This window comes from Bacillus cereus group sp. Bce019, assembly GCF_051781745.1.
In the GTDB taxonomy this organism is placed as follows: domain Bacteria; phylum Bacillota; class Bacilli; order Bacillales; family Bacillaceae_G; genus Bacillus_A; species Bacillus_A cereus.
Genome location: NZ_JBPWJX010000007.1, coordinates 85,438 through 108,855 on the forward strand (window position 1 = coordinate 85,438; position 23,418 = coordinate 108,855).

Sequence of the window (23,418 nt, forward strand, 5' to 3'; positions counted from 1 at the left end):
TGGATACTGAAAAATTCTTCTGAATGATACTCGTGTTTTTAGAGGGCGGATTTTTTGGATAAGGATTTAGAATGAAAAAGTATAGGTGATAAAAATGATAGCAACGAAGGATATACGTATAGAAAAAGATTTTTTAGGTGAAAAAGAAGTACCAAGTGTAGCTTATTATGGTGTACAAACATTACGTGCCGTAGAAAACTTCCCAATTACAGGATATCGCATTCATCCATCACTCATTACAGCAATGGCAATTGTGAAAAAAGCGGCGGCGCTTGCGAATATAGATACTGGTTACTTAGCTAAAGACATTGGACATGAAATTGCAGAAGCAGCGCAAGAAATTGTTGATGGAAAGTTTCATGATCAATTTATCGTGGACCCTATTCAAGGTGGAGCCGGAACTTCTATTAATATGAATACAAATGAAGTAATTGCGAATAGAGCGTTAGAACGTATGGGATATGAAAAAGGGGCGTATGCGAAAATTAGCCCAAACACTCATGTGAACATGGCCCAATCAACGAACGATGCGTTTCCAACAGGGATTCATATTGCAACTCTTATGATGTTAGAAAAGCTTCTTATTACAATGGAAGAACTTCATTCTGCTTTTCGTAAAAAAGCAAAAGAGTTTGATCACGTTATTAAAATGGGACGCACACATTTACAAGATGCAGTTCCAATTCGCCTTGGACAAGAATTTGAAGCGTATAGCCGAGTGCTTGCGCGTGATATAAAAAGAATTAAACAGTCTCGTCAACATTTATATGAAGTGAATATGGGCGCGACAGCTGTTGGTACAGGATTAAATGCAAATCCTACGTATATTGAACAAGTGGTAAAACATTTAAGAACGTTTAGTGGATTCCCACTTGTTGGTGCAGAGCATTTAGTTGATGCAACGCAAAATACAGATGCATACACAGAAGTATCTGCAGCACTTAAAGTATGTATGATGAACATGTCTAAAATTGCAAACGATCTTCGTATTATGGCGTCTGGTCCACGTGTTGGGTTAGCTGAAATTCAATTGCCAGCACGTCAGCCAGGTTCATCGATTATGCCAGGAAAAGTAAATCCAGTTATGGCAGAAGTGATTAACCAAGTCGCATTCCAAGTAATCGGAAACGATCATACAATTTGCTTAGCATCAGAAGCAGGACAATTAGAGTTAAACGTAATGGAGCCTGTGCTTGTATTTAATTTAATTCAATCTATTAGTATTATGAATAATGGATTCCGTGTATTCCGTGAATATTGTATTGAAGGAATTACGGCAAATGAAGAATTGCTGAAGCAATATGTTGAGAAAAGTGTTGGAATTATTACAGCAGTTAATCCTCATATTGGTTATGAAGTAGCATCTCGTATTGCACGTGAAGCAATTGAAACAGGGAAATCTGTTAGGGAGTTATGTTTAGAACATGGTGTACTGACGGAAGAGGAATTGGATATTATTTTAGATCCATTCGAAATGACTCACCCAGAAATTGCTGGAGCTTCTTTATTAAAAAATAAAAAAATGTAATGTGAAAAACACCGATCCACTTGGATCGGTGTTTTATTTTTAAAAGATATTAAATACAGCGTTTAATTGAAGTAAGCTAATAACAGCTAAGAAGATTAAACTGTATTTCATTGCTGTTTTAAATAGAGCAGATTCTTTACCAACTAGTCCAACTGCGGCACAAGCAACTGCTACAGATTGTGGTGAAACCATTTTTGCCATTGTACCACCTACTACGTTTAAGGCAACAAGTGTAGAAGGAACGATGTTTAACTGGTCTGCTGTTACTGCTTGAAGTGGTGCGAATAAAGAACCACTTGAAACTACTGAACCTGTAATGAATACGCCAATCCATCCTAAGATTGGAGAAAGAACTGGGAATGCATTACCAGTAGAAGAAAATGCAAGTCCAAGTGTAGATGACATACCAGAGTAGTTTTCTACGTAAGCTAAAGCGATAACGCTACAAATTGTATATACTGGAGCTTTTAATTCTTTCATTGTTTCAATCATTAATTCTTTAACCATTTTACCTTTTACGCGGTAAACGATAAGTGAAACGATAATTGCTAGTACAATCGCAGTAGTTGTAGAAGAGAATACATCAAATTTGAAAACAGCTGCGAAAGGTGTATCAGCTTTTGTAATTGGTGTAGTTTTCATAACAGCATTATGAAGACCAGGGAACTGAATGTTAAATACTAAGTTTGCTAACGCACCATCTGGAGCAAATAAAGCTTTAATCGGTTTTAAGTTAAAGATTGTTACAAATGCAGTTAAGAATACGAATGGAGACCAAGCGTATAAAATTTGATTGAATGTATGTGATGCTTTAGTTTCTTGTTTTTCTTCTTTAGCAGAAGATTTTGGTTGCCAAACACGTAAGAATAATGCAAGAGCAATCATACTTACAACTGCTGCGAAAATATTAGTAAGTTCTGCACCTAAGAAGTAAGTCACAGCGAATTGAGTAATAGCGAAAGAAACACCACTTACAAGAATACCTTGCCAAGTTTCTTTAATACCTTTAATTCCATCGACCATTGAAACGAGTAAGAAAGGTAAAATAATACTAATGAAAGGTAAAATAAGAACAGTTTGACGACCAATAGTTAATGCGTCAAGTTGAGTTAATTGTGCTGGCACTGTAACTGGAATACCCATAGCACCCATAGCACCACCAGCAATATTAGCTACTAAACAAATACCTGCTGCTTTTAATGGATTAAAGCCCATACCTACAAGTAGTGCGGCTGTAATAGCAACTGGAACCCCTAGACCAGCTGCACCTTCTAAGAAAGCACCGAAAGAATAAGCGATTAATAATACTTGTAAACGTTGATCATTTGTAATGCTTGAAATACTATCGCGAATAATATTGAATTGCTCTGTTTTAACAGTTAATTTGTAAAGGAAAATTGCGGCGATAACGATAGTACAAATTGGATAAAATCCAGATAAAACACCGAATCCAGCAGATGCTACAGCTACTGTTGCTGGCATTTTATAAACAAATATTGCAAGGATAATAGCGACAATCACACTATAAAGACCAGCCATGTAACTTTTCATTTTGAATCCCATTAAACAAATGATGAAACAAAAGATTGGAAGTGCTGCGATTAGTGCAGATAACCAAATATTGTTTAATGGGTCATAAATTTGTGTCCAAGTACTCATAATAATGACAACTCCTATCTATTATATGTGAAGAAATTCACATTATTTGTGAAACTATTCACAATCAACTTACATGCTTAGTATATTCTCCTTCAACACTATTGTCAACGTAAAAAAGTATAATTATTCCATAATAGTGTTAAAAGAAAAGCTTTGTTCATAAAGTAGACAAAAAACACACTCAAATGAATTTAAGTGTGCTGTATAAACTATTTGCATATTATTTTGCTTATTCAGCTGACATGTTTCCTATAAGTGTATATTAGATGTCATCTTTTATATCGAGTATAAAGTTTGATATATGAACTCATCTGTCCTATTTGATCTAGTGTGAGGGAGGATTGGTGAGTGGATTTAAATAGGAAGTTTTGCACAACAGTCCAACCGCTTGCAATACGAATAAAAAATTAGAAACAAATTTTTAATATCACATCATCTCTTTTTACTGAAAATTCCTTTTAGCGTAACAAAGAGGTTAATTATAGTTCAACTACATTACGATAGGTTATCAATTATAGACGGTATTTTACAATACCGTTACTGTGCGTTTCAATGAGGTGAAAATATAACAAAAAGCTTGATAAAACAACGTTTGCAAGCAAAGTATTCGTAGGCCATTATTTTGCTTTTTCGTTATATCATATAGTATAATATTCAAAATCAGCAAGGATTTTTTCCTGAATTTTTGCTGATAAAGATGGAAAAATTTTTCGGCTTTATAGGTTGATAAAGTTATGTCGTAACAGGAAATATAAGAACAGATATATAAATAAATAAAAAGAACATAAAAACGCAAATAAAAACGAAAATGAGGGGAACTTTATGAGCCAAAATCAATTCGAATGTCGTATTTCAGAAGAAGATGTACAAATGTTAAGAGCGTTAGCTCACCCACTTCGTCTACGTCTAGTAATGGAACTTATGCAAAGAGGAACATGTAATGTAACACAACTACAGGAAGTATTAGAAATTCCGCAATCAACGGTTTCACAACATTTAACGAAGTTAAAGCAAAATAAAGTAGTGCGCTTTGAAAGACGAGGATTAGAAGTGTATTATCAAATCCATAATGATAAAGTAAGTGCGGTAGTAAAAACATTATTTTCTTAAAATTTGAATATTATGGAAAAAGACGTGTGGGATATACGTCTTTTTTTATTTGTCAGAAAGGTGATATGAGAGAAAATATTAGCATGTGAGGAAGAAATGACTATCAATCAACATGCTGCCTTACGGAATATATTCTAAAAGGAAAAGAAAAAATAGAAAGGAGTCTAGTAAGCAAAAGGAGGGATAGTAGTATGGATGTGAAACGTGTGAAACAAATCTTATCTTCTTCAAGTAGAATTGACGTTACATATGAGGGCGTACCAGTATGGATTGAGAGCTGTGATGAGCAGAAGGGGAGTGCTCAAGTGTATGATGTATCTAATCCTGGTGAGAGCGTTCATGTGGACGTGACAGCTTTAGAGGAGAAATAATAAAAAAGACGCTTCTAATTTTAGAAGCGTCTTTTTGTTATTCCATCATACTTGCAACTTTTTTAGAGCATAGAAGAAGTACAAATCCTAAGACGATAACGATAATCCCGATACTTGCAAATACTTCAAGGTATCCTAATGATTGTGTAAAGGAAGCAAGTTTACCAGCTAACCAGTTAGCCATACCTGAACCAGCTAACCATACACCCATTAATAATGATGCTAATTTAACAGGTGCAATGGCACTTACCATAGATAATCCGATTGGTGATAAGAATAGTTCTCCAATTGTATGGAACATATAAGTGATAACGATGAATAATAAGTTTGCTTTAACAGTTATATCAGCTTCACTACTTCCGGTTTTTAGAACCGCTAATGTTAAAACCAGGTAACCTATACCTAGTAAAATCATACCAAATGCCATTTTTGTTGGTATTTTTAAATCGCCACGCTTTGATTTAGAAAGTTTTAACCATAGCATAGATACGAATGGTGCAAGGAGTACGATGAACGCTGGATTAACGGATTGGAACCAAGATGTTGGCACTTCCCATCCGAAAATTGTACGATCAACAAATTTATCTGTATAAAGTGTTAAAGAACTACCAGCTTGTTCAAAGCCTGCCCAGAAGAATACTACGAAACAAGTTAAAATTACAATTGCCCAAGTGCGATTTTTTTCTTGTTTTGTTAAAGGTTTCTTTTCAATTGTAGGTTGATTTTTTGATTTTTTACCGACAACTGTTGTTCCAGCTTTACCAAGGTAGCGAGGAGCTAATAAGTTGAAAACAATTTGCCCAACAATCATACCGATACAAGCTGCTAAGAATCCGTATTTATATCCCATAACCATAACGCCATCAACGCTTGTTTTAAAGAAGTCTTCTGCTAAAAATCCACAAATAAGTGGAGCAAAGAAAGCACCTACGTTAATACCCATATAGAAGATAGTAAATGCACTGTCACGACGTGAATCATTTTCATCATACAATTCACCTAACAGTGTAGAAATATTTGGTTTAAAGAATCCATTACCAATAACTAATAATATTAATCCAAGGAAAAGTCCTGTTTTTGTGTTCATTGAGAATAGTACAAAGTTACCGATTGCCATAATAATTCCGCCGAGAGTAATGGCATGACGTCTTGTAATGTAATGATCAGTTAGCCATCCGCCAAGAATTGGCATGAAATATACTGCTGCTGTAAAATAACCGTATAATTGCACTGCAAATGCCTTATCAAATCCTAACCCGCCACTAACCGCAGCAGTTGTTAAATAAAGAACTAAAAGGCCACGCATTCCATAATAACTAAATCTTTCCCACATTTCTGTTAAGAACAACAAGTACAACCCTGGTGGATGTTTTTTTGGTGATTGTTGCTCTCCAGCTTTGTCTAATTTTAAAGCTGCATCCATTTTTGTTTCCCCCTAATCCTGTATAACGGATATTTATGTAATCATTTTAATTTACAAAATATTTAGAAGTCAATAGAATTATATGGAAATAGAAAGAAAATTTCTAAAAAAGTTCTATTTTTCTTCGACCGTTACTGTATTTTGCCCTGAAAACGAGATGATAAGCGTTTTCAAATGTAATAATTGAATTCTAAAAGAAAATAAAATAGTGATTAATCAGAAAATTCAGATTAAAACATTTATTCTGATATAAAGAAAATATATTCTATTTACTTTCTCAATATAACATATTGGGAATAAAAATACAAAACGAAATAATGTGACATTTAAGTGAATTGAAAAATAACCAGCTCCACAGAAGGGAGCTGGTTAAGGAAATATTATTTAACAAAGCGTTTTTCGATGTCATCTAGTAATAGGTTAGCAGCAATTACACCGCCAGCTGTATTCCAAATAACATCGTCGACTTTGTATGCTTTACCATTCTTTACGGCATTTAAATTTTTAAATAGAGGATCGTTTATATATTCTTTTTCTAGTTCAGATCCTTTTTTCTCATTTCCTTTATCGAATGTGAAGTAGAATAATACGTCACCATCCATAGCAGAAATACGCTCTTTAGATACGTTACGCTCTGCAAAATCATCTTTGTTTTGATCTCCAGGACGTTTAAATCCAAGTTCTTTTAAAATAACACCAGAGAATGTATCGCCATGATAAATACGAACATCACCAGGCATGAAACGAACCATAGAGATTTCTTGATTTACTTTATCGCCAAGTTTGCCTTTTAAATCTTTCATACGTGATTCGTAATCAGCTACAACTTTTTGACCTTCTTTTTCTTTATTTAATGCTTTTGCATAAAATTTGAAGTTATCTTTCCATTCACCACGTAATGTTTCTGAGAACACAGTAGGTGCAATTGCTTTTAATTGTTCGTACACTTTTTCGTGACGCATTTTGTTACCGATAATTAAGTCTGGTTTTAAAGAAGCGATTGTTTCAACGTTAACTTGTCCTTCATCACCAACAACTTTTACATCTTTCATTTTATCCTTAATATGTGGATACCATGGGTCACCAGTCCAAGACTTTACAGCACCAACTGGTTTCACACCTAATTCAAGTAAAGCTTCAGTTCCTTCATTTGTTAAGATAACTACACGTTTTGGATTAGCAGGAACTTCTGTTTTACCCATTGCATGTTCTACAGTAACCACTTCTTTTTTATTATCTTCTTTTGTAGATTCTTCTTTGTTATTTGATTTTCCACAAGCGCTTAAAAGCATTGAAAATGCTAGTAAAAATACAAATACTGTAAACGATTTCTTCCGCATGAAATTCATTATGTACCCCCTATATGTTGAGAATATTTTTCAATAGCAAGCATGATATTAAGCCTTTATCTTTTAATTGTCAATACATATGGGTGAAAATAATTCTCATTTTCGTTGACAATGAGAATTAAGTTGAAATACACTAACAACGTATCATTATACATTGAAGGGGAAACGCTGCATGTTATTAAAAACAAATCGAGCAAAATGGATTGGATTATTTGTTGGAATCATTGCAGTCGTTATTTGTGTTTGGGGAAGTATTATTTTCGGATATACAAATACGAGTTGGAAACTAGCAGTGGATGCTTTTTTCCATTTTAACGGTTCCAATGAACATATTATTATTCAGAATGTACGTCTGCCTAGGGCGTTAATTGCAGCTAGTGTTGGTGCTAGTTTAGCCATTGCTGGTTGTCTTATGCAAACTTTAACGAAGAATCCACTTGCTTCTCCAGATTTTATTGGATTAAATTCAGGTGCTGCGTTCTTTATAGTTGTAGCAATTGTAATCTTTTCAGTAACATCATTATTAGCTTTCACATGGATTGCCTTTTTAGGAGCGGCGGTTGCAGCTGTACTTGTATTTGCTTCTAGTTCTTTAGGGAAAGAAGGGACTACTCCTCTTAAGTTAACGTTAGCAGGGGTCGCAATTAGTGCGTTATTTTCATCATTAACACAAGGATTACTTGTGTTAAATGAAAAAGCACTTGAAGAGGTATTATTTTGGCTTGCTGGATCTGTGCAAGGGAGAAAGTTAGAAATTTTACAATCTGTATTCCCGTATTTATTAATAGGATGGATTGCATCTCTTATGATGGCAGGGAAAGTAAATACATTGATGATGGGAGAAGATGTCGCGAAAGGACTTGGACAACGAACAATTTTAATGAAATCGTTCGTGTTACTTATTATTGTACTGTTGTCTGGTGGTTCAGTTGCGGTTGCTGGCCCAATTGGATTTATTGGAATTATTACTCCGCATTTTGCGAGATTTCTTGTTGGAGTTGACCACAGATGGAGAGTGCCTTATAGCGGATTGTTAGGTGCAATACTACTAATATTGGCTGATATAGCAGCAAGATATGTCATTATGCCACAAGAAGTACCAGTAGGAGTTATGACAGCATTTATTGGAGCTCCATTCTTTATTTATATTGCACGTAAGAGAGGGCTTAGCAAATGAAGAAATATATTCCGTTTCGTATAGGAAAAGGCGAGCTCTCGTTTTTAATGTATAAACGAGCTTGTCTCGTCTTGTTAAGTTTACTAGTTGTTTTAATAGGATTATTCTTTGCGAGCGCAGGTATGGGGGACATGAAAATTGCTCCTTATGACGTATGGCAAGCAATTACTGGAAATGGCGATGTGATGTCAAATATGGTTGTAAATAAGTTTCGTATGCCACGTATTTTAATTGCTATCCTCGTAGGAATTGCGCTTGCAGTAGCGGGCTGTATTTTACAAGGGCTCGTTCGAAATCCACTTGCTTCTCCTGATATCATCGGGATTACGGGCGGGGCAAGTGTTGCAGTTGTATTATTTTTAGCGCTATTTAGTGATAAAAATAATGCGCTAACTGTAAGCATTCATTATATGCCGTTAGCAGCTTTTGCAGGAGCAACGATTGTAGCGGTTTTTGTATACTTATTTGCATGGAAAAATGATGGATTATCACCAATTATTCTCGTTTTAATTGGTGTTGGATTTTGGGCATTAACGAAGGCGGCAACAACATTATTTATGTTGTTAGCACCAATTTATCAAGCGAGCCAAGCGAATGTATGGATTACGGGTACCGTTTATGGCTCTTCTTGGCAAAATGTTATGGTACTTGCACCGTGGGTTCTCATTTTAACGGTAATATCATTTATAGCTGCTAGACATTTAAATGCGCAAGAGCTAGGGGATGATATTGCGGTAGGACTTGGTGTTCCTTTAACGAAGTCACGCGTATTCATGTTATTACTTAGTACGGCTTTAATTGGGGGAGCAGTTGCCTTCGCCGGAGGGATTGGATTTGTCGGTTTAATGGCACCTCATATTTCACGAAGGCTAGTTGGTTCTTTATACGGTGCATTGCTCCCAGTTGCAGCTATTGTCGGTGCAATTCTAGTACTTGCTGCAGATTTAATAGGGCGTACAATTTTCACACCACTTGAAATTCCAGCAGGGGTATTTACATCAGCAATTGGTGCACCTTATTTTATTTATTTACTTTATAAAAGTCGGAATTCATAAAGGGAGATGAATATGCAAAAAGCATTGGAGACGAAAGGCTTGACGTTGTCTTATGGTGAAACAATTATTATTGATGAGTTGAATTTAGAAATTCCAAAAGGTGAAATTACAATCTTTATCGGTTCCAACGGTTGCGGGAAATCAACTTTATTACGTTCACTAGCTAGATTATTAAAGCCAACAACTGGTGACATTTTGTTAGATAATCAAGCTATTCAAAGTATGCAAACGAAGCAAATTGCTCGTCAAATGGCAATTTTACCGCAAGGACCGCAAGCACCAGAAGGGCTTACAGTATTGCAACTTGTAAAACAAGGACGCTATCCATATCAAACATGGCTGAAACAGTGGTCAGAAAAAGATGAGGAAATGGTACAGAAGGCACTTGCAGCAACAGGTATGACAGAATTTGCTGAGCGTGATGTGCATGCTCTTTCAGGTGGGCAGCGTCAACGTGCTTGGATCGCAATGACACTTGCACAAGATACAGATATCATTTTACTGGATGAGCCAACTACATACTTAGATATGACTCACCAAATTGAAGTGCTAGATTTATTATTCGAATTAAATGAAACAGAACAAAGAACAATTGTTATGGTATTACATGATCTGAATTTAGCATGCCGCTATGCAGATAACATTGTAGCAATTCAAGATAAACAAATATATGCACAAGGTAAACCTGAAGAAGTGGTAGATGAGAAACTAGTACGTGATGTATTCCGAATGGAGTGTCAAATTAGTACGGATCCGTTGTTTGGAACACCGCTTTGTATCCCTCACGGAAGAGGAAGACGTGTAGTTAAAGAAGTTGCTCAGGCAATGAGATAAAAAAACGATGAGTGATTCATCGTTTTTTTTTATTTGGTACAAGAAAATAAGAGGAAGAGAGGAATACGTAAGCGACGTTTATACTCTTCTTCATCTTGAAAATAGGTTGGATTTGGTGTAGCTTCTTTTAATGATGTAATGGTAAATCCGGCTTGCTGTAATAATGTGAAATACTCTTCCGTTGTACGATGATATTTAATAACTTCTTGGTCAATCCATGGTTCAACCCGTTTGCCTAGTTTAAAGTAATCATCGACGAGCCAACTCGTTCTTTTACCACTTGTTTGTAAGCTTTCAAATGAAGAAGTAATAACGGGATGTTGAACGCTAAAGGTAAAGGTGCCATTTGTTTTTAAAGTTTGAAATACATTTTGAAAAATAGTATCAAGATGTTCAATATAATGTAAGGCGAGTCTAGATGTTACTAAATCAAAAGTGGAAGAGGGGTAGGTATAATCTTTGAGGTTTAAAAAATGAACAGATCCATTTTTATTTTCTAGTTGTTTTTTAGCTTTTTCATACATAAGTTCGGAGCCTTCAATGCCGGTGTAAGAGTAGCATCCCTTCTCTAATAATTCCGCGCCAAACTTAGCATCACCACAGCCTAAATCGAGAATTTGTTTTCCTTGTACATGACCAATGAGCTGAAAGAATACTGGTTTTTCAATGGATTCATTTGGGCTATTTTCTCGGTATCTTCGTTTCATATATTGTTCGAAAAATGCTGTGTTATTGTATACATCAGATTCTGTAAATGCCATGTTTGAAACCTCCCGAAATATTTTTTTAATTCTATCAAATATGAAAAGTAAATGATAGATTTATTGTAATGAATCATATATAATCTAGAATTGTAAGCGGTTACTTTAAACTATTTTTCTATAATAAATTCTGAAAACGTGTTAAGCTAGTAGAGGGATTATTAGAACTATTAAGACAATAATCCGCTTACATGAACGATGGGAGGCTTCACGATGTCTAGTAAAACACTTGCGAAATTTTTAGAAGAAAATTTAGAGGATTTAAAATCAAAGGGGCTTTATAACGTAATTGATCCGCTTGAGAGTTCAAATGGACCGATCATTACAATTGGCGGAAAAGAATATATTAACTTATCTTCAAACAACTATCTGGGATTAGCAACAGATAGCCGTTTGCAAGAAGCAGCAATTGGTGCTATTCATAAGTACGGTGTTGGAGCAGGGGCTGTTCGTACAATTAACGGTACTTTAGATTTGCATATTAAGTTAGAAGAAACAATTGCAAAGTTTAAACATACAGAAGCAGCAATTGCTTATCAATCAGGATTTAACTGTAATATGGCAGCGATTTCAGCTGTTATGGATAAAAATGATGCGATTCTTTCAGACGAATTAAATCATGCATCTATTATTGACGGTAGTCGTCTATCAAAAGCAAAAATTATTGTTTATAAACATTCTGATATGGAAGATTTACGCCAAAAAGCAATCGCGGCGAAAGAATCAGGTCTTTACAATAAATTAATGGTAATTACAGACGGTGTCTTTTCGATGGATGGAGATGTTGCAAAACTACCAGAAATTGTTGAGATTGCAGAAGAGTTAGATTTAATGACATACGTAGATGATGCACACGGTTCAGGTGTACTTGGAAAAGGTGCAGGAACTGTAAAGCACTTCGGTCTTTCTGATAAAGTTGATTTCCAAATTGGTACATTATCAAAAGCAATTGGGGTAATTGGTGGATATGTAGCAGGGAAACAAAACTTAATTGACTGGTTAAAAGTTCGTTCACGTCCATTCTTATTCTCTACAGCATTAACACCAGCTGATGCAGCAGCTTGCATGAGATCAATTGAAATCTTAATGGAAAGCACAGAGTTACACGATCGCTTATGGGAAAATGGCCGCTACTTGAAACAAGGATTAAAAGAACTTGGCTTTAACATTGGGGAAAGTGAAACGCCAATTACACCTTGTATTATTGGGGACGAAGTATTAACACAAGAATTTAGTAAACGTCTAAATGAAGAAGGTGTATACGCAAAATCTATCGTGTTCCCAACTGTAGCAAAAGGAACAGGGCGCGTTCGTAATATGCCTACAGCAGCTCATACGAAAGAAATGTTAGATGAAGCAATTCATAAGTATGAAAAAGTAGGAAAAGAAATGGGCATCATTTAAGTAACGACATCTTTTGAATAGCTTGCAAATGAGGAGTGGGGAAAATGAAAAAAATTCTAGTAACCGGTTCTTTAGGGCAAATTGGTTCTGAACTAGTAATGAAACTTCGTGATGTATACGGCGCATCAAATGTTATTGCAACAGATATTCGTGAAACAGATAGTGAAGTAGTAACGTCTGGTCCATTTGAAACGTTAGATGTAACAGATGGACAAAAACTACATGATATCGCAAAGCGTAATGAAGTAGATACAATTATTCATTTAGCAGCTTTACTTTCAGCAACAGCAGAAAAAAATCCGTTATTTGCATGGAATTTAAATATGGGTGGACTTGTAAATGCTCTAGAAGCAGCTCGTGAATTAAACTGTAAGTTCTTCACGCCAAGTTCTATCGGTGCATTCGGTCCATCGACGCCGAAAGATAATACACCGCAAGATACAATTCAGCGTCCTACTACGATGTATGGGGTAAACAAAGTAGCAGGAGAATTACTGTGTGATTATTATCATCAAAAATTTGGCGTAGATACGCGCGGTGTCCGTTTCCCAGGTTTAATTTCTTACGTAGCTCCTCCAGGAGGCGGAACGACTGATTATGCAGTTGAAATTTATTATGAGGCGATTAAAAAAGGTGCATACACCTCATACATTGCTGAAGGAACGTACATGGACATGATGTATATGCCTGATGCTTTACAAGCGATCATTTCATTAATGGAAGCTGATCCAAGTAAGCTAGTGCATAGAAATGCATTTAATATTACAGCAATGAGCTTCGAGCCAGAGCAAATTGCAGCGTCAATTCGTAAACACATTCCGACGTTTACAATGGATTATGCAGTAGATCCAGCTCGTCAAACAATCGCTGATAGCTGGCCAAACTCTATTGACGCAACAGCAGCAATGAAAGAGTGGGGCTTTAAAGCAGAATACGATTTAGACAAAATGACAACTGACATGTTGGCTAAATTAAAAAAAAAGCTCACAGCTGAGTTAGTGATGAATTAATAGGAAGAGTCGATTCTTAGGAATCGGCTCTTTTTATTTGTATTTTGGGAATATACAAATAATTACAAATGTGATAGAATGAGTTAATTTGTGTGTAAAGGGGAGACAGAGAATGGAGAAATGGGAATTAGCAAAGGAAATTTACAGTACGTCACGTTTAACGGGAACATTTAAGCTTCGATCAGGGCAAGTATCAAATCAATATTTTGATAAGTACTTATTCGAATCTAATCCAGTACTATTATTAGAAATTGTAAAGCGATTAAAAGAGCAAATTCCTCCTGAAACAGAAGTGTTAGCAGGTTTAGAGATGGGAGGAATTCCAGTAGCAACAGCATTATCTTTACAAACAGGTATACCGGTCGTATTTGTAAGAAAAGAAGCGAAGAAGTACGGCACATGTAAGTTAGCAGAAGGCGTTAATATTGCTGGGAAAAATATTTGTGTTGTTGAGGATGTTATTACGACAGGTGGTCAAATATTATTAAGTACGAAAGATTTAAGAGAGCTAGGTGCGAAAGTACATCATGTTCTAGGTGTGATTGAACGAACGAAAGAGGGAAGAGAAAACTTATTAGCAGATGGTTTACAACTACATTCTTTATTTACAATGGATGAGTTAATTGAAGGAGAAAAGCAACATGCAAAGAGTTGATGTCGTATATGCACTAATACATGACGAAGAAACAGATAAAATATTAATGGTACATAATGTAGAACAAAACGTTTGGTCATTGCCAGGTGGGGCTGTGGAAAAAGGTGAAATATTAGAGGAAGCACTAATAAGAGAAGTGAAAGAAGAGACAGGTTTAACTGCTACGTTAGGTGGACTTGTTGCGATCAATGAAAAATTCTTTGAAGAATCAGGGAATCATGCGCTATTTTTTACATTCCGAGCGAATGTAGAAAAAGGTGAACTTATTGCGGAAGATGAAGGTGAAATTTCTGCAGTAGAGTGGGTGGATCGAACAATTGCGAATGAGCGCTTCCCATACTATGACGGAGGATTTGAATATTTGTTAGAAGTAGCCATTCCATACAAGTTTCAACCAGAAACAAAGTAATTGAACGAAAAAACAGGAGCCACAAGGCTCCTATTTTCTATTCAATCGTCTTCAGTAATAATTTTTTCAGTAATGGTTTAATCTTCAGTCGTAAATCTTCAGCGTGATTTGCAACTAAGAAGTGATGGTTATAAATGTTTTTCATCAATTGATAAGTTGCTTCTTTCGCTTCGCCTTCTTCGATGAAGATACCGATTACTTCCATACCACTTTTACGCGCGAGTTTAACAGCTTCATGCGTATCTAAAATTCCGTCTTGTTGATAGTCTAGCGCAGAAGGCTCACCGTCTGTGAAGACTAGTAAGAATTTATGTTTTTCAGGTCTTTTGGCAAGCTTTTCAGAAACGATACGAATAATATATCCGTCGCGGTTATCTTCTTCTTCACGAAGTTGCATAATTTCTGGACCAACGTTTGGTAACGTTGAGTTTTTATAATTTACAACTTCATGGATAACGTTCGGCTTATCTTCAGGTTTAGCGCTAGAGGCATCTTCCCAAAATCCGCTAATAGCGTGCGGGATTTTTAAAGATTTTAAAGCTTCATGGAATAGTACAACACTCTTCTTCGTTTCTTCCATTTTGTTATACATAGAACCAGAACAGTCAACTAACAGTTGGAATGCAACGTCGAGTTCTTGTGACTCTTGTCCTTTTTTATAAAACATACGCGGTTGTTTTTCGGTATAAATACGAAGGAATTTCTTACGAAGTCTTCCGTAATATTTATCGCTATTCGCATTCGTTTTATTTTCAATTGTTTTTTCGATAATTTTCTTTAATTCTTTTACATCTTTATTAACGACTGATTTGATAGCTTGGTAATCTTTTTTCTCATCTGAGTTTGGTTTGCGAGCTTCTTTAAATGTATGAGAAGCACCTACATTATACTTACCGTATGCACCGTCGTGCTGGCTAGAAGCGTGAGAAGCCCTTGCTTCTTCTGTATCAGCGCCATCAAAGTTGGATTGTGTACTTTTTTGTGAAGTACCTTGTACAGAACCAAGTGCTTGGTCGCCATCTTCTGATTCACGGGCAGTATCACCCATCATATTAGTTTTTGTTCCGCTTTCTAATTCAAAGCGTAAAAAGTTCTCGTTTTCGTTATTTTTATTTTCACGATGCCATGTGGAGAAACTTTCATCCATTTTGTTTTTATTTTCATCGTCATCTATAAGTTGCGTATCATCATTTGCTAAATCTTCAACACGACAGTTCTTTTCGTCTACAAGGACAGATAAGTAAAGTGGGGCATGTCCGAAATAGTTGTTAAGCATATCACTTTCAAGAAGCGCCTCTAAGCGATAGCGAATTTTCTCAACGATATACATAATATCTTCTGTATTACGTGCTTGGAATGTTTCATGTAAAATCGCTTCAATTTGCTCAAAATATTCATTATTAAACATTTCATATTTATCGCTCGTTAATGAAAGATAGCATAGGCAAAATAGACGATCACCGTGATAATTACGAACGCGATTTATTTCATTTTGAGAGCCGAAATAGTTGCGGTACATTTCTTTTCGACGTTTAAAAACATGTTTCGTGCCAGGACGTAAGTTCTTTACGATTTCCTCAACGCGTAAATCTTCTAATAGAACAAATAATTGTGTTAAAAACTTTTTTAGGGGCGATTCTTGCAATTCAATCGCATAAGAACGAATTAAAGTCATGTCCGAGTAATGTTTATTACCAAGTGCTTTCAAGAACACTTCGCTTTTTAATCCGATTACTGTATCTTCTTCTTTTCGATCATCCCAAAAGTGACTAATGACAACTTTCTTTTCAATTTCGTCGTAGTATGCTTTATAGCCATATTCAAGATAGGCATCGTCTTCTTTTAGAAGGGCATACATTAAGTTTTCCATTTGTAGAAACAGCGACGCATCAATTTTTTTGTCACTAAAAATTTGTCTCATAAATTATCCCTCAAAGAAATAACTTTCTGCTAATTCACGGACAGTCATTTGTTCTGTTTCATCATTAAGTTTTGCAATTATGCTTCGTTCAATCGCTCGCATAACAGGAATATATACACCTAAATCACATGCATCGATAATACCACGAATACTTGCTGCTTCTTCACTTACACGTCCATCGCGAGCTAAAGGCATAAGGTCGCTTGCAAATGCAACAAACTTTTCAATTGTTGCAACATCATTTAATTTTGATTCTGCTAATAATAGTTCTTTTAGTGTGTCACCTTGAATGTAAGGAACTTCAATAATAACGAAACGGTTTTTTAATGCTTCATTTAGCTCACTTGTTCCAACGTAACCTTCGTTAATCGCAGCAATTACACGGTATTCGTCATCACCGTATACAACCTCTTGTGTAAATGGGTTTGTGATCATTTTACGGTAATCTAATGCGCCGTGAAGTAGCGGTAAAGTTTCAGGTTTTGCCATATTGATTTCGTCAATATATAGGAAGTGACCGTTCTTCATTGCTTTCATAAGAGGACCGTTAACGAATGAAACTTCAGATGCACCATCTTTCGTTTGTAGTGTGTTGTATCCTAAAATACCCTCTACATCTAAGTCGACAGAGCAGTTAATGCTATGCATTGGTTTTTGGAATAAAGAAGAAAGAGTTTCCGCTAGTACTGTTTTACCACTACCAGTCGGTCCTTTTAATAGAATGTTCTTGCCAAGAAGAAGTGCTGTAATCGCATCTTCAATAATGCTATTATCAGACGCTTTATATATTTTCGTTCCGATTAAATGTGCATTTTCACCAGCTTCTTGTTTATTCTTTTCATGAATCGTAGAAAGCTGTTGTTTTAAATCAGCATGTATATGAAATTGTTCTAACATGTATTTCCCACCTAACATTATTTTCATAAAGTAATACATCTTATGATAACTTGTTTTAATATGGTATGCAAAGAAAAGGAAGGAGGATAAAGGGAAAAGAAAAAGCAATCAAGATGAAGTTGATTGCCTACAGTAAAGGAGAAATGAGCCTCATAAAAGACTCTAATATTCGTTTTTTGATACTTCTCTTTTGGAAAGCGTTCCATTTAATTTCAGTAGAATGCTTAAAGTCATCTTCAAAATCACGTTTAATATCGTGAACTGTTTTTGATTCATAAAGTACGCTAATAATTTCGTAATTCAATTCAAAGCTACGTACATCCATGTTCGCTGTTCCAATAGTTGCAATTGTATCATCAACGAGTACAATTTTTGCATGCATAAAACCATCTTTATAACTGTAAATAGAAGCACCAGCTTTTAAAAGCGGAGTGAAATAGGATTGAGATGCTTGATCACTAATGATGCTATCACTTTTACCTGGATATAAAATCCGTACATCTATTCCGGCAATTGCACTTAAGCGTAATAATGTTAAAGTTTCTTGATCTGGAATAAAGTAGGGTGTAGCGATCCAAATGGATTTTTTTGCAGAGCCCATAACAGCTAATAATGTATTACGAATACTTTTATCATCGGAGCTTGGTCCGCTTGCTACGATTTGAACAGCACCTTCTGCATTTGAAATCTCTTTACCTGGGAAGTATTGTCTATTCATGAATTGATCCCAGGAATAAGTATTTAAACCACTAGAGGCATAGAGCCAGTCTTCTAGAAAGATTGCTTGTAATTTATATAATGCTTTTCCTTCTATTTTTAAATGACTATCACGCCAAACAGGAAATTTCTTGGAACGGCCAAGATATTCATCACCGACATTGAGTCCTCCGGTAAAACCAATTTCTCCATCTACAATAACAATTTTTCGATGGTTACGATAATTGACAGTTTCAAGTAACCAAGCTGAAAAAATAGGGTCAAATTCTACTATTTCAATCCCAGCTTCTTTCATAGGTTGCAAAAATCGTCTTCTTAACGTATTACTTCCAAGACCATCATAAAGGAAGCGTACAATAACACCATCTTTTGCTTTTTGTATTAAAGCATCTCGAACTTTTGTACCAATTTCATCAGATTTATAAATGTAGTATTGAATATGTATATGATGTTTTGCTTGCTCTATAGCTCGCAAAATTTCTGAAAATGTTTGATCTCCGTTTGTTAAAAGTTTTGTAGTTGTTTTATCTGCGGCAGGACCGCCTCCAAATTTTTGTATGACTTCTGTTAAATGTATGGAACGTTCATTTAGTGGGACTGTGAGTAATAACTCTAGTCTTCTTCCTTCTAATATTTCACGGAATAATTTTCTTTGTTCTTCTGAACGATGGAGATGTTTTTTTCTTCTCCAGCGGCTGCGTCCGAAAATAGCGTATAAAAGCACACCTATAATAGGAAGAAGTGCTAATACTAAAAACCATGCTAATGTACTTTGTGGAGATCTATTTTCTATAAAAATAACGAATGAAATTCCTACGATTGTGATGGACCATAGAGCACCGACAAATGTATATAACGAGATATACGATGTATTTAATAGGAACAGAACGATAGATACAATTGTAAATATTAATAGTAATTGAACGATAGGCTTCTTCATTTCTATATAATTCCCCTAATCTTTTTTCAATATAGACTTCTTAAATAGAAGATGTAATATGACATCTTTATTATAAGGTGTTTTGCTTTTTTTACAAAATATAGACATTTCACCTATACTTTCCGCATTTGTCCTACATACAGTGTACTATCCCATTTTTTATCCCACTCTTAACGCATATGAAAATGAAAAAATCGAAAAGGAGCGGAGAAACATGAATTATATAGAAAATAATGAATTGTATTATCGAAATCATCATGGAGGACACAATCATGGTGGGCACAATCATAACGGTGGACATCATCACCATGGAGGACACAATCACTATGATCACCATCATCATCACGGAGGCGGATGGGGCTGGGGTGGTGGTAGTTCATGGGGAGGCGGATTTTTCCCTGGAAGCTTTGCAGGAGGAGTGTTAGGCGGACTAACGGCTGGTGCATTAACAGGTGCAACAAGTGGAGGGTATTATCCGGCTCCATATCCAGTAGCTTATCCGTCGCCATACCCTGTAACGTATCCAATGCCATACCCAGGTTATCAGCAAATACCATATTCGTATTAAACTAAAAAAGAGGCTATCCTCTTTTTTAGTTTAATACGGTATTTATTTATAAAATACTTCCAAAATTAAGGTGAAAATATGTTAATATTTTGTTATTGTAATTCAAAAACATATACATTGATGTAGAGTTTTATATTATTATTCGTGAATAGTTATGTAGTATGTTCTAATTTCTATTTCGTTATTAAAAACAAAGAGATCAGATGTGAGTGGTATTAGTTGGAAACAAGGCTTGCATAGAGCCACTTAAAGGGATTGCAGTATAATAAGGTACGAAATAATTAGGGAGATGAGAAGCTACTATTTATAATTAGAACGGTATAATATTGCTTTTTATTACAAATAATATTATGTTATTTTAATCGGTCTATTCAAAAAGATAATTTATGTAATGGGCTAGTATTAGAAAATGAAATATCTCTATTTCTATGAAGAGAAACAGGTTGTGTTTTAGTCAGATAGAAGCAAGGAGAGATGCGCATGCTAGAACAGAGAGGTCATGCATTATATGACTCTTCATTGCGAGATTTAAAGTTAGCATTAGATGAGTCTTCAATTGTTGCAATTACAGATCGAAAAGGTCTTATTACATATGTAAATGATAAATTTTGTGAAATCTCTAAATACAAAAGAGAAGAATTAATTGGAAAAGATCACCGTATTTTAAATTCAGGACATCACCCAAAAAACTTTTTTCAAGACTTATGGAAGCGTATTTTGAATGGGAAAGTATGGACAGGTGAGATTCGGAATCGAGCAAAAGATGGTACATATTATTGGGTCAAAACAACAATTGTTCCATTTTTAAATGAAAAAGGAGAGCCATACCAGTTTATCGCAATTCGAAATGATATTAGTAGTAGAAAAGAAGCGGAACATAGATTGCGGCTAAGTGAAAGTCGTTATAGGGAACTTGCCTATCATGATGCTTTAACGAGTTTGCCTAACCGTTTACAATTAATAACGACCGTTAACGAATTGATTGCAGATAAAAAAGAATTTGGTATGATTTACTTTGATTTGGACCGTTTTAAATTAGTAAATGATACATTAGGTCATATGATAGGGGATTTACTTTTAAGTGAAGTTGCTTCAAGGTTGCATTATGTACTAGGAGAGAAAGATGTTCTGGCTAGGCTAGGTGGCGACGAATTTGTGCTGTTAACAAAAAATCATAGACAAGATGATATGAGTCAGTTAGCGACATCTGTGTTGTCATGTTTTCAGGCACCATTTATGCTGGAAGGCCATGAAGTATACATTTCAGCTAGTCTAGGACTTTGTTCTTATCCACAAGACGGACAAGATGTGGAAACGTTATTGAAAAACTCTGACTTAGCTATGTATAGTGCAAAAGAACAGGGGAGAAACGCTGCGTGTTTCTTTACAGATGAGCTACGCGCGAAAATAAATCGTAGAATGAAAGTTGAGTTTGCTTTGCAAAAGGCAATTCGTGATGAAGAGTTAGATGTAGCATTGCAGCCTATTATTGATTTGAAAACGAAGAGATATTCTGGTATAGAAGCTCTAGTACGTTGTATGACAGAAGACGGACCTATTTCACCAAGCGAATTTATCCCTGTAGCTGAAGAGTCTGGACTAATTATAAAACTAGGAGACTGGGTATTAGAAAAATCATGTCGCTTGTTTAAAACATTGCCGAATTATCAAGAAGGACTAAAGTTATCTGTGAATTTATCTATACAACAATTAATGCAGAAACGTTTTATTTTATCAGTACGTAGCATTTTAAAGAGAACTGGCTTTCCTCCGAACCGTTTAATATTAGAAATAACGGAAAGCATTGCAGTCCGTCATTTTGATTATATTATTGCTACATTACAAGAATTAAGAAATATGGGTGTTTTAATTGCTTTGGATGATTTCGGGACTGGCTATTCTTCCTTATATTATTTAAAACAACTACCACTGGATATTGTAAAAATTGATCGTAATTTTATTCGGGAATTTCATTATGATCACGCACAACCAGAACGAACGATTGTAAAATCCGTTATTGAAATTGCTCATAGTTTAAATTTAGCAGTAGTTGCTGAAGGAGTAGAAACAGTAGAGCAAGAGAGTTTGTTACAATCAATGAGCTGTGATTATGTACAGGGATTTTATTATGCGAAACCTTTATCTGTAGGAGAGCTAAAAGAAAAGTTAATTACAGATTTTTAATAAAAAAGAGAAGCCAGCAGCTTCTCTTTATTTAATCCGTTTTTTGTGAGTCTTTCATTAGTACTGGATAAAGAATAAGACCTAATACGAACAATCCAATTCCTAAGAAGAACGTTTTTAAATCAGCAGTTCCCGTTTTGATAACCCAAATGGAGTATACCAACGCCAATGTAGTAATGATTCCATCTTTTACTCGAGATCCTGGCAGTATATCATACGTTTCTCCTGTAATAACTAATTTTAATTGGTACAAGGTAGAAACAAGGTATGGAATTAAATAGGCTAATGTTGCTACGACGATAGCGAAACTATACGCTTCTGAAACAGTCCCAGAAATCGTTGAAAATAAGAAAATTTGCGTCATTACATTTGTAATCAATAATGATTTTGAAGGACTACCTTTTTTATTTGTTTTCCCGAAAAACTTAGGGAAAAGTCCATTTTTTGCTGCCTGGTAAGGTACTTCTGAACTAACAACAATCCAGCCAACTGTAGATCCAAATAAAGATATAAGAGCGAGTAAAGCCATTATATATGCACCTTTATTTCCAATTGCTAAATTTAATGCGTCTACTAATGGTTTTTGAGACTCTTTTAAAGCATCTTGCGGAAGAGCTCCCATTGTAAGTAAAGTAATTGACATGTAAATAAGAAGAGCGATAATTAATCCGAAAATCGTAGCTTTTTTTACATCGCGTTGTGATTTTGCACGATTAGAAAGCATAACTGCTGATTCAATACCGATAAATGCCCAGAGTGTTGCAATAGCAGCTGAATTGATTTGTCCACCTAATGAGATTGATTGTCCTGCTTCATTCATAAAGGTTTGACCGTCTCCGAAATTAGAGGCGTTGAAAATGAATAATGTAATTACAATAAACATTGTAAATCCGATAATTTTTGCAATGGTAGCAAGTAGATTCATGTTTCCAGCTCGATCAATATTTTGAGAAAGAATATATTGAATTCCCCACAGCATAAGGCTACATACGAGGAAAGTTAATCCTTTTCCGAGTTCCAGTGAAAATCCATTTATTGAAAAAAGAATTTGCTTACTTTGTAAAACTGGAAAGAATGTTGATAAATATCCAGCAAAGGAAATAATAACAGATGCTGTTGCAGCCCAGTTAGCAGCCCAATATCCCCATGCCATACTATATCCTGCAACTTTACCAGCTTTTTTTGAAGGAAACATCGCTTGAGCATAGCTTTGTGGTCCAGCTTTTAATTCTGGTTTCCGAACCGCTAAATTTCCAAATACAAGTGCAATCATAAATACGCCAAGGCCTGTAATACTCCATGCGAGTGTAGAACCCATTGGCCCTGATACTTGTGCTAAATTTGCTGGAAGCATAAATACGCCACCGCCAACCATATTCCCGATAACAAATGCTGTTAAAACCCATAATCCCCATTTTTTCGTTTCCATTTTTGTTAACTCCTTTG

Annotated in this window: 20 protein-coding genes; 12 read left to right on the forward strand and 8 right to left on the reverse strand. The window is 35.4% G+C overall.

The features are described 5' to 3' along the window. The first annotated feature begins 94 nt into the window (after window positions 1-94). On the forward strand, window positions 95-1,528 hold the full coding sequence (aspA, locus tag ACS2QP_RS12590; RefSeq protein ID WP_000562158.1) for an aspartate ammonia-lyase: 1,434 nt from the start codon (window positions 95-97) through the stop codon (window positions 1,526-1,528). 39 nt (window positions 1,529-1,567) lie between these two features. On the opposite strand, the gene ACS2QP_RS12595 is transcribed toward aspA, so the two are convergent. After that, the gene (locus ACS2QP_RS12595; RefSeq protein WP_078421549.1) at window positions 1,568-3,187 is read right to left on the reverse strand and encodes an L-lactate permease; all 1,620 of its coding nucleotides are present in this window, start codon (window positions 3,185-3,187) and stop codon (window positions 1,568-1,570) included. An 822-nt stretch (window positions 3,188-4,009) separates the two neighbouring features. Between ACS2QP_RS12595 and ACS2QP_RS12600 the strand changes: the two genes are divergently transcribed. Together ACS2QP_RS12600 and ACS2QP_RS12605 are read left to right on the forward strand one after the other, a co-directional pair. Continuing rightward, on the forward strand, window positions 4,010-4,297 hold the full coding sequence (locus tag ACS2QP_RS12600) for an ArsR/SmtB family transcription factor (protein ID WP_000081428.1): 288 nt from the start codon (window positions 4,010-4,012) through the stop codon (window positions 4,295-4,297). Window positions 4,298-4,488: 191 nt separating this feature from the next. After that, complete coding sequence (locus ACS2QP_RS12605) at window positions 4,489-4,668, forward strand: acid-soluble spore protein H (RefSeq protein ID WP_000382679.1); 180 nt, start codon at window positions 4,489-4,491, stop codon at window positions 4,666-4,668. A gap of 37 nt (window positions 4,669-4,705) precedes the next feature. Here the strand turns inward: ACS2QP_RS12605 and ACS2QP_RS12610 are convergent, their stop codons facing one another. Continuing rightward, window positions 4,706-6,091, reverse strand: coding sequence for a peptide MFS transporter (locus tag ACS2QP_RS12610; protein ID WP_000338327.1), 1,386 nt, complete (start codon window positions 6,089-6,091; stop codon window positions 4,706-4,708). 380 nt (window positions 6,092-6,471) lie between these two features. After that, the gene (locus tag ACS2QP_RS12615) at window positions 6,472-7,440 is read right to left on the reverse strand and encodes an ABC transporter substrate-binding protein (RefSeq protein WP_001010276.1); all 969 of its coding nucleotides are present in this window, start codon (window positions 7,438-7,440) and stop codon (window positions 6,472-6,474) included. 172 nt (window positions 7,441-7,612) lie between these two features. Between ACS2QP_RS12615 and ACS2QP_RS12620 the strand changes: the two genes are divergently transcribed. The 3 genes from ACS2QP_RS12620 to ACS2QP_RS12630 are packed head-to-tail and all read left to right on the forward strand — an operon-like array spanning window position 7,613 to window position 10,506. After that, window positions 7,613-8,617 carry a FecCD family ABC transporter permease gene (locus ACS2QP_RS12620; protein WP_416809503.1) on the forward strand — a complete coding sequence of 335 codons (1,005 nt, stop codon included), beginning with the start codon at window positions 7,613-7,615 and terminating at the stop codon, window positions 8,615-8,617. Further along, window positions 8,614-9,672 carry a FecCD family ABC transporter permease gene (locus ACS2QP_RS12625; protein WP_438882472.1) on the forward strand — a complete coding sequence of 353 codons (1,059 nt, stop codon included), beginning with the start codon at window positions 8,614-8,616 and terminating at the stop codon, window positions 9,670-9,672. The genes ACS2QP_RS12620 and ACS2QP_RS12625 overlap by 4 nt, the downstream gene beginning before the upstream one ends. Window positions 9,673-9,684: 12 nt before the next feature. Beyond that, window positions 9,685-10,506, forward strand: a complete 822-nt coding sequence (locus ACS2QP_RS12630) for an ABC transporter ATP-binding protein (RefSeq protein WP_438882473.1) — start codon at window positions 9,685-9,687, stop codon at window positions 10,504-10,506. 29 nt (window positions 10,507-10,535) lie between these two features. Here the strand turns inward: ACS2QP_RS12630 and ACS2QP_RS12635 are convergent, their stop codons facing one another. Further along, window positions 10,536-11,267, reverse strand: coding sequence for a class I SAM-dependent DNA methyltransferase (locus tag ACS2QP_RS12635; protein ID WP_000885972.1), 732 nt, complete (start codon window positions 11,265-11,267; stop codon window positions 10,536-10,538). Between the two features lie 213 nt (window positions 11,268-11,480). On the opposite strand from ACS2QP_RS12635, the gene ACS2QP_RS12640 reads away from it, so the two are divergent. The 4 genes from ACS2QP_RS12640 (at window position 11,481) to ACS2QP_RS12655 (ending at window position 14,745) form a co-directional block, all read left to right on the forward strand. Beyond that, window positions 11,481-12,671: a glycine C-acetyltransferase gene (locus ACS2QP_RS12640; RefSeq protein ID WP_017673738.1), complete on the forward strand. Its 1,191-nt coding sequence runs from the start codon at window positions 11,481-11,483 to the stop codon at window positions 12,669-12,671. Window positions 12,672-12,715: 44 nt separating this feature from the next. Continuing rightward, window positions 12,716-13,681 carry an L-threonine 3-dehydrogenase gene (locus ACS2QP_RS12645; protein ID WP_000723125.1) on the forward strand — a complete coding sequence of 322 codons (966 nt, stop codon included), beginning with the start codon at window positions 12,716-12,718 and terminating at the stop codon, window positions 13,679-13,681. A 112-nt stretch (window positions 13,682-13,793) separates the two neighbouring features. Further along, on the forward strand, window positions 13,794-14,336 hold the full coding sequence (gene pyrE / locus ACS2QP_RS12650) for an orotate phosphoribosyltransferase (RefSeq protein ID WP_006919541.1): 543 nt from the start codon (window positions 13,794-13,796) through the stop codon (window positions 14,334-14,336). Next, a complete protein-coding gene (locus tag ACS2QP_RS12655; RefSeq protein ID WP_001189941.1) occupies window positions 14,323-14,745 on the forward strand; it encodes an NUDIX hydrolase in 423 nt (140 codons plus the stop codon). Before pyrE ends, ACS2QP_RS12655 begins: the two co-directional genes overlap by 14 nt. Window positions 14,746-14,782: 37 nt before the next feature. Here ACS2QP_RS12655 and ACS2QP_RS12660 read toward each other — a convergent pair whose 3' ends face one another. From ACS2QP_RS12660 to ACS2QP_RS12670, 3 genes are all read right to left on the reverse strand, one after another. Then, window positions 14,783-16,666, reverse strand: coding sequence for a VWA domain-containing protein (locus ACS2QP_RS12660; protein ID WP_153581946.1), 1,884 nt, complete (start codon window positions 16,664-16,666; stop codon window positions 14,783-14,785). Between the two features lie 3 nt (window positions 16,667-16,669). Beyond that, entirely contained in the window at window positions 16,670-17,563 is an 894-nt protein-coding gene (locus tag ACS2QP_RS12665) for an ATP-binding protein (RefSeq protein ID WP_000892973.1), read from the reverse strand. A 127-nt stretch (window positions 17,564-17,690) separates the two neighbouring features. Continuing rightward, entirely contained in the window at window positions 17,691-19,220 is a 1,530-nt protein-coding gene (locus ACS2QP_RS12670) for a cardiolipin synthase (protein ID WP_332285118.1), read from the reverse strand. A gap of 214 nt (window positions 19,221-19,434) precedes the next feature. Between ACS2QP_RS12670 and ACS2QP_RS12675 the strand changes: the two genes are divergently transcribed. Together ACS2QP_RS12675 and ACS2QP_RS12680 are read left to right on the forward strand one after the other, a co-directional pair. Continuing rightward, the gene (locus ACS2QP_RS12675) at window positions 19,435-19,788 is read left to right on the forward strand and encodes a cobalt transporter (protein ID WP_332285117.1); all 354 of its coding nucleotides are present in this window, start codon (window positions 19,435-19,437) and stop codon (window positions 19,786-19,788) included. 480 nt (window positions 19,789-20,268) lie between these two features. Next, window positions 20,269-21,972, forward strand: a complete 1,704-nt coding sequence (locus ACS2QP_RS12680) for a putative bifunctional diguanylate cyclase/phosphodiesterase (RefSeq protein ID WP_063225515.1) — start codon at window positions 20,269-20,271, stop codon at window positions 21,970-21,972. A gap of 31 nt (window positions 21,973-22,003) precedes the next feature. Here ACS2QP_RS12680 and ACS2QP_RS12685 read toward each other — a convergent pair whose 3' ends face one another. Then, the gene (locus tag ACS2QP_RS12685; RefSeq protein WP_153581948.1) at window positions 22,004-23,401 is read right to left on the reverse strand and encodes an amino acid permease; all 1,398 of its coding nucleotides are present in this window, start codon (window positions 23,399-23,401) and stop codon (window positions 22,004-22,006) included. Window positions 23,402-23,418 lie beyond the last annotated feature (17 nt).

Bases quoted from the DNA above. Each gene is read 5' to 3' on its own strand.
- aspA (WP_000562158.1), top strand. From the start codon at position 95: ATGATAGCAACGAAGGATATACGTATAGAAAAAGATTTTTTAGGTGAA.
- ACS2QP_RS12595 (WP_078421549.1), bottom strand. From the start codon at position 3,187: ATGAGTACTTGGACACAAATTTATGACCCATTAAACAATATTTGGTTA.
- ACS2QP_RS12600 (WP_000081428.1), top strand. From the start codon at position 4,010: ATGAGCCAAAATCAATTCGAATGTCGTATTTCAGAAGAAGATGTACAA.
- ACS2QP_RS12605 (WP_000382679.1), top strand. From the start codon at position 4,489: ATGGATGTGAAACGTGTGAAACAAATCTTATCTTCTTCAAGTAGAATT.
- ACS2QP_RS12610 (WP_000338327.1), bottom strand. From the start codon at position 6,091: ATGGATGCAGCTTTAAAATTAGACAAAGCTGGAGAGCAACAATCACCA.
- ACS2QP_RS12615 (WP_001010276.1), bottom strand. From the start codon at position 7,440: ATGAATTTCATGCGGAAGAAATCGTTTACAGTATTTGTATTTTTACTA.
- ACS2QP_RS12620 (WP_416809503.1), top strand. From the start codon at position 7,613: ATGTTATTAAAAACAAATCGAGCAAAATGGATTGGATTATTTGTTGGA.
- ACS2QP_RS12625 (WP_438882472.1), top strand. From the start codon at position 8,614: ATGAAGAAATATATTCCGTTTCGTATAGGAAAAGGCGAGCTCTCGTTT.
- ACS2QP_RS12630 (WP_438882473.1), top strand. From the start codon at position 9,685: ATGCAAAAAGCATTGGAGACGAAAGGCTTGACGTTGTCTTATGGTGAA.
- ACS2QP_RS12635 (WP_000885972.1), bottom strand. From the start codon at position 11,267: ATGGCATTTACAGAATCTGATGTATACAATAACACAGCATTTTTCGAA.
- ACS2QP_RS12640 (WP_017673738.1), top strand. From the start codon at position 11,481: ATGTCTAGTAAAACACTTGCGAAATTTTTAGAAGAAAATTTAGAGGAT.
- ACS2QP_RS12645 (WP_000723125.1), top strand. From the start codon at position 12,716: ATGAAAAAAATTCTAGTAACCGGTTCTTTAGGGCAAATTGGTTCTGAA.
- pyrE (WP_006919541.1), top strand. From the start codon at position 13,794: ATGGAGAAATGGGAATTAGCAAAGGAAATTTACAGTACGTCACGTTTA.
- ACS2QP_RS12655 (WP_001189941.1), top strand. From the start codon at position 14,323: ATGCAAAGAGTTGATGTCGTATATGCACTAATACATGACGAAGAAACA.
- ACS2QP_RS12660 (WP_153581946.1), bottom strand. From the start codon at position 16,666: ATGAGACAAATTTTTAGTGACAAAAAAATTGATGCGTCGCTGTTTCTA.
- ACS2QP_RS12665 (WP_000892973.1), bottom strand. From the start codon at position 17,563: ATGTTAGAACAATTTCATATACATGCTGATTTAAAACAACAGCTTTCT.
- ACS2QP_RS12670 (WP_332285118.1), bottom strand. From the start codon at position 19,220: ATGAAGAAGCCTATCGTTCAATTACTATTAATATTTACAATTGTATCT.
- ACS2QP_RS12675 (WP_332285117.1), top strand. From the start codon at position 19,435: ATGAATTATATAGAAAATAATGAATTGTATTATCGAAATCATCATGGA.
- ACS2QP_RS12680 (WP_063225515.1), top strand. From the start codon at position 20,269: ATGCTAGAACAGAGAGGTCATGCATTATATGACTCTTCATTGCGAGAT.
- ACS2QP_RS12685 (WP_153581948.1), bottom strand. From the start codon at position 23,401: ATGGAAACGAAAAAATGGGGATTATGGGTTTTAACAGCATTTGTTATC.